Annotated in this window: 8 protein-coding genes; all 8 read left to right on the top strand. The window is 35.8% G+C overall.

Going from position 1 to position 5729, the window contains the following annotated elements:
- The first annotated feature begins 234 nt into the window (after nucleotides 1-234).
- Entirely contained in the window at nucleotides 235-1143 is a 909-nt protein-coding gene (locus KO464_09905; protein ID MCC7573678.1) for an SHOCT domain-containing protein, read from the top strand.
- 19 nt (nucleotides 1144-1162) lie between these two features.
- A complete protein-coding gene (locus tag KO464_09900; GenBank protein ID MCC7573677.1) occupies nucleotides 1163-1669 on the top strand; it encodes a hypothetical protein in 507 nt (168 codons plus the stop codon).
- Nucleotides 1650-3155, top strand: a complete 1506-nt coding sequence (locus KO464_09895) for a phospholipid carrier-dependent glycosyltransferase (GenBank protein ID MCC7573676.1) — start codon at nucleotides 1650-1652, stop codon at nucleotides 3153-3155. The genes KO464_09900 and KO464_09895 overlap by 20 nt, the downstream gene beginning before the upstream one ends.
- Nucleotides 3156-3276: 121 nt before the next feature.
- Nucleotides 3277-3618 (top strand): hypothetical protein, encoded by a 342-nt coding sequence (locus KO464_09890; GenBank protein MCC7573675.1) that lies wholly within the window; start codon nucleotides 3277-3279, stop codon nucleotides 3616-3618.
- A 10-nt stretch (nucleotides 3619-3628) separates the two neighbouring features.
- Nucleotides 3629-4150 (top strand): hypothetical protein, encoded by a 522-nt coding sequence (locus KO464_09885; GenBank protein ID MCC7573674.1) that lies wholly within the window; start codon nucleotides 3629-3631, stop codon nucleotides 4148-4150.
- Entirely contained in the window at nucleotides 4140-4544 is a 405-nt protein-coding gene (locus KO464_09880; GenBank protein MCC7573673.1) for a hypothetical protein, read from the top strand. The genes KO464_09885 and KO464_09880 overlap by 11 nt, the downstream gene beginning before the upstream one ends.
- A gap of 5 nt (nucleotides 4545-4549) precedes the next feature.
- The gene (locus KO464_09875; GenBank protein ID MCC7573672.1) at nucleotides 4550-5497 is read left to right on the top strand and encodes an NDP-sugar synthase; all 948 of its coding nucleotides are present in this window, start codon (nucleotides 4550-4552) and stop codon (nucleotides 5495-5497) included.
- The coding region (locus tag KO464_09870) for a glycosyltransferase (protein ID MCC7573671.1) at nucleotides 5497-5729 on the top strand (233 nt) is incomplete at its 3' end. The genes KO464_09875 and KO464_09870, both read left to right, overlap by 1 nt.

Below are 5729 nucleotides of genomic sequence, written 5' to 3'. Positions count from 1 at the left end.
GGCGGTAGAACCTATTCCATGGAATATAGCAATACCAGATGGATTGTTACAATACCAGGGCTTTCATCAGGAACAATCTACCATTATAGAGTCGTGACTTCAGCAGGCGTTGTTTTCCAAGGCGCAAATCAAAAGCTTTAGAGATATATTGATTTATTTTTCTCTTTCTTTTATTTATTTCTTAAATCCCCTAAACAGAAACAGTTAAAAAAATACCAGATTATTCTACAGTTGATGGCCACAAGCGACGAGTTCGATAGAGAGATTGAGGAGGCAACAAGAAGGTATGTCAGAGGCGAGGTATCAAAGGATGAGTTTGAATCTTTAAAGAAAGAGATAGTTTCCCATCATTTGAAAAGAGTATATGATAATAAAGTCGGATATGCAAAAGTAGCGCCTCTAAACAACAAACTATCGGGAAAAAACAAAGGCGGTCTCCTCCTATTAATTCTCTTTATAGTTTCCCTTTCCACATATGCGTTAGTTTCTAACATTGCATATCAAGCACCCCAAGAAACAGGCTCAAACGAAGAGATGAGCATAGTTGAAAAGATTGTGTCCATCCCCAAGGCAATTATTGCAAATGAGCCTGTTTATACAATTCCTCCAATTGATAAAGCGTTGCGGGATGACAAGTCAAAGCATATCTTTACATCAAATGATTTTACAACTGTTCCAAACAATATAATTAATAATCTGCCGCTATCCTCGATGAGAGGAATGGGAATGAACTCATTCGGCCTTGATGGTGCAGAAGGCGTTGTGGATCTGTCAGTTGTAAAAGAGGGTTATGCTATTTACCCCTCAAAGAGTAGCGATGGCTCAGAAGTTTATATCACTCTCTTTTTAGTGGAGCAAGGCAAACAGAATAAATTTTTTAGGGAATTATCAACTTATATTGGAAGTTTCGATACCTTAAGAAAAGATTACAAAAAAGAGGGCGATGTTGTTTCTACAGAGCTTTCTTCTGTCCAGTGCAGATATTCATTAAAAGAAAACAGCAATAGATACCCTGTACTTGTTACATCGTTTAAGTCATCAAATATCGCCGGCTTTATCTATTACCTTGATCCAAGGGGAGTGTTTTCCCTCCAAGGTGAAATAGAAAAGAGCGTTAAATCCGTACTAAACTCTTATGAATAGTCAAGAGGAAAGAATTACCATGAGAAAACTTTTGCCCGTGACTAGCATCGTCCTATTCACTTCACTTGTTCTCTTATTTTCTAAATTAACTGGGGCGCTTCCTGAAAATAGCGATGCATTGAACATTATAATTATCCTTGAGATGTTACTGATTTTTTTTGCCGCTTTGAACTATTTTAACTTTAAAATAACTGAAAAGCATATCGGGACAGTTGTTTTTGCTTTAATCATGATAGCCCTTTTGGCATACGTCTTCTATTCCTTTAAGCTCTATTCAATGCCGGTCTTTGGATTGCTTGTCCTGGCATGTATCTTTGGCTCTTTAATACTATTATGGGATGCCAAAGAGAAATCATTTAGGTATTATCTAGGTATAGTGATACTTGGAGTGTTAGGAGGTGGTCTTATTACCTATAGATTCTGGGACCTTTCCTGGATTTCTATTTTGCTTGGAATAATGACTGCTATCCTTATTATATCCCTATCTATACTTTTGGAGGAGGAAGATGAAAAGCCCGGCAGTTAAGATATTGGCACTTTCAATTGTCCTTGGAAGTTTCCTAAGGCTGTACAAGCTTAACACAAACTACGTATGGTTTAATGACACCTTTTTTAGACTGACGCCTGCTTTAGAGATACTGCAGGGCGTGCCTGTAAAATACGATTCAAGCATGATAGGTGTCACAGGCCTTGGCTTGATATGCTTTTCAATATCTAAGGATTTGTATCCTGTTGTTTTGGCGGTATGCCTTGCAGGGATACTCTCTATACCATTATCATACTACTTTGTCTTAAAGATGACAAATGACGAGCGTATAGCTGCTTTAGCAGCGCTATTTGTATCCATTAATCCTACATTGGTGGCCCTGTCAAAAGTCTTAATCTGGGACATCTTTGTCGTGTTTTTCTTTTTAGTATCGGGGATTATCTTCCTGTCTTTGAAGGAGAAGCCCGGCACTGTAAAAGGGGTCTTACTTGGAATTTCCCTATTCCTGTTGTTTTCATTTAAACTGCCTAACGTCCTATTTGCGATTGTATTTTACCTTTTCCTATTTTATTTTAGGAAATTTTCTATTCCCAAAAGTAAAGACATTATTGCTTCTCTAGCGGTGTACGGGGCTTTACTTGGAGTATTTTTCTACTCTTTTCCTAATCAATTGGGGCATTTTGTTAGAGGTGGAGGGCCAAATTTTTTTATAAAGGAGGATTACCTTTCATTGATAGTTGCTACACTAAAGCAGTTGATATCTCCAATAGCTTCTCCAAGAACAAGCATGGCATTTTCATTTGATATGGGAATTGACATATTCTTTATTCTTGGGATGATTTCTATTATCCCTCTCATCTTTTACTTTAAAGATATTAAAAAAGTAGATGAATTATTCTCTGTTTCAGTAGTTTTAGTTATATCATTGTTCTATGTCAATTTCAGCGGCTGGTCGCATAGGTATATTGCAGCGCCGCTAGTCTTAATGCTATTTTTTGTTTCATACGGCATAATAAAGATGAGAGAGAAGAGTAGGATAATGCCATTTGTAGTCGTCGGCGTCTGCATTTTTGCTTCTTTGGGATCATCTGTTATTATGGTATATGATTGGACTTCTGATAGCTCCCTTGCAGAAAATCATGTTGCAACACCTCTCTCTCTATTTGATAGCGTCACTGAAATGGCAGAAATTGAGGGCGTGGATGCCATTGCTTCCTCTTATGGAAGGGCCTTCAAATTTTACTACCTATCTGGAGATCTTAAATCTGAGATAATTGACTTTTATTCTTTGGAAGAAGCAGAAGTTGAAAAAGAAATTCGCAATGCAATTACCAATGGAAGTAAAGTATGGTATGTTGAGGGGTGGCCCGATGTATTTGTCTTTGAAGGGAAGAATACGAGAACTTACAAGAAAATTATAGATGATTCATTTTTGCTTAAAAATTATTATATTTCTAGAGAAATGATATATTTATCGGATATTACATACCCATCTCTTACAATTTATGAAGTGGAAAACAAATAAAAATAGGGAAAAAAATAGGGAAAATAGGGAAAAATTTAAATTTTCCCTATTATTTGCGAATATCTTAAATTATTTTAGAAAGTTTTATATATTAGAAAAAAAATCAATTATTGGTGATTAAATGAAAGCAAAGTTAGTAGTAGGACTTGCAATATTTATGATGGTTGTGGCAATGGCAAGCGTTTCTGCGCAGTATCCATCAGTTGCTACAGGCGGTAGTAGCTCTAGCCCTATCCCACCAGGACCAACACTAGTTTCAGGTTGCAACTATTCATTTGTAGTAGACGCACCTTCTGGAACATTCCAATCCGTACAGGTTGTAATAGGCGGAGTGGCTTATGATATGGTCTATGACAATGCAGCATGGAGAGCTGAAATTTGCAGCTCTTCGGGGCAGGATTATTTCTACCGAATTACAACAAGGTATGGAATAACATTTGAGAGCAGTCCACACAAAATCTAAGTTGAATTATATGAAAGATTTTTTTTCTTTAGTTTTTATAATTTTAAATTTACTAATTTTTGGTTATGTTCTAATAGGTTTTTATGAAATTGGCCCATTATTATACGGAGGTACTATTTTAATAGGGCAAAATATAGCAAGTGCTTTTGCGCTAGTTTCTTATATATATGTTGGATTTAATTTATTAAAAAATAGATCTTATAATGGAATCGTATTTGCCTTAACGTTAACATGCCTTATTTGGGCTATATCTTTGGCATTATACTCTACAACCTTTTTCCTTGAAATGGGAAAACAGTTGGGATTGCCTTTTATTTTTACCATGTTTTTATTTTACAAAAATAGGCATGATATTTCTACTAGGAAAATCATGGCTGGAATATCTCTCGCCGCTATTTTTTGGATAACTCTTACCATTTTAAGTTTTGAAAATATTTATAATTTAGTAATATCGATTATGGTATTGGGGATAGCTTACTATTTAATTGAAATGCTCTACCCAATTCAAAAGGAGGTCTTAAATGAAGTATAGATTAGTAATATTTTTATTGATTTTAGGGGGGATTTTACTTTCAGGTTGTTCAGAAAAAAAGACTACAACTACACCTGAGGAACCAGCAGCACAATACAAAGAGCTGATTGCATATAGGACATATATAGATAGGATTGAGCAAGATGGCAGAAGAACTATGGTAATCATTGTAAGCTCATCTGCTACTAGAACGCAAGTTAAGGACCTTGTAGACTTTCTAGTAAATGATATTAAGGAAACAAAGATCTGGCTAGAGGTCTGGGATGACCTTGAGACGCTGCAAAAGGGAAGTGCAATAACAGATGCAGATAAGATAGCGCATTACATCATGTATGCTGAAGTTGATAAAAGCACAGGTAAGAAAGGCTACTACTGGGAAAGAACATACAGTTGAGTGAAATGATCGGTATTATCCTGGCAGGCGGCTTTGCCACACGAATGAAACTCCTTACCTATAGTAAGCCTTTGCTACCGCTAGGTGATAAACCATGCTTAGAGCATGTCTGCGATAAATTATCTAAGATAAAAGGTCTTGATAAAATTTACATTACAACTTCAAGTCTTTTTGAAGATGATTACAGGAGCTTTTTAGCTTCTTCTAGATTGGGCGAAAGATTTGAAGTTTTTATTGAGCCAGCTAGGGCTGAATCTGAGAAGCTAGGCGCTTTAAGAGCAATATTGTATCTAATTGATAGTAAGGGGATAAGTGATGACCTATTGGTCTGTGCGGGGGACAACTACTTTGACTTTTCAATCAAAGAGCTAGTTGATACATATAAAAAGTCAAATTCACTAACAGTTGGGCTCTACGATCTAAAAGATATGGAGAAGGTAAAGCTTTATTCAGAGATAACGCTTGAGAATAATTATATCAAGAATTTTGAAGAAAAGCCAAAAAAACCAAAATCTTCACTTGTATCGACAGCACTTTATATTTATCCTAAAGAAGCTATCCCTCTGCTTAGGAAAGCCGTTGATAACGGCTATGTTGATAGCCCCGGAAAATTTATTGAGTTTGCAGTAAGGATGGGGCACCCTGTCTATGGGAAAGTGATGGGTGGCAAGTGGATTGATATAGGGGATCGAGGATCTTATCTAGAAGCAAATTCCTTACTGCTAAAAGGTAAATCATTTATCGGTGAGAACTGCCAAATAGACGGGCAATGTGAAATAGGAAACAATGCTATTATTGGGAAAAATTGTAAGATTACTAGTTCCCATATCGATAATTCTGTTATCCTACCAAACTCTATAGTTAACTTGTCGACTATAATAAACTCAGTTATAGGGGCAAATTCTAGGGTTTCTAGTAAAACTATAAAAGATAAGATCTGTGAGGTAAATTGATGGGCGAATTAGCTATTGTGATACCCACATTAAATGAGGAAAAGACAATTGGAAAAGTAATCGATGATTGTATAATAGCTTCTAATAAAATAAAAATGAAAAATAATATTGAGTGTAAAATAATAGTAGTTGACGGAAACTCAAAAGATAAGACAAGAGAAATAGCCAAACATAAAAATGCGCATATAATTTCAGAAGAAAGAAAAGGCAAAGGTATAGCTATTATTAGTGC

This window comes from Methanofastidiosum sp., from assembly GCA_020854815.1.
GTDB lineage: Archaea > Methanobacteriota_B > Thermococci > Methanofastidiosales > Methanofastidiosaceae > Methanofastidiosum.
The sequence above is the reverse complement of the archived record's forward strand: the minus strand, read 5'-3'. Positions and strand labels throughout refer to the sequence as shown.

Excerpts from the sequence above, each read along its gene's own strand:
- KO464_09905 (MCC7573678.1), top strand. The coding sequence starts at position 235 with ATGGCCACAAGCGACGAGTTCGATAGAGAGATTGAGGAGGCAACAAGA.
- KO464_09900 (MCC7573677.1), top strand. The coding sequence starts at position 1,163 with ATGAGAAAACTTTTGCCCGTGACTAGCATCGTCCTATTCACTTCACTT.
- KO464_09895 (MCC7573676.1), top strand. The coding sequence starts at position 1,650 with ATGAAAAGCCCGGCAGTTAAGATATTGGCACTTTCAATTGTCCTTGGA.
- KO464_09890 (MCC7573675.1), top strand. The coding sequence starts at position 3,277 with ATGAAAGCAAAGTTAGTAGTAGGACTTGCAATATTTATGATGGTTGTG.
- KO464_09885 (MCC7573674.1), top strand. The coding sequence starts at position 3,629 with ATGAAAGATTTTTTTTCTTTAGTTTTTATAATTTTAAATTTACTAATT.
- KO464_09880 (MCC7573673.1), top strand. The coding sequence starts at position 4,140 with ATGAAGTATAGATTAGTAATATTTTTATTGATTTTAGGGGGGATTTTA.
- KO464_09875 (MCC7573672.1), top strand. The coding sequence starts at position 4,550 with ATGATCGGTATTATCCTGGCAGGCGGCTTTGCCACACGAATGAAACTC.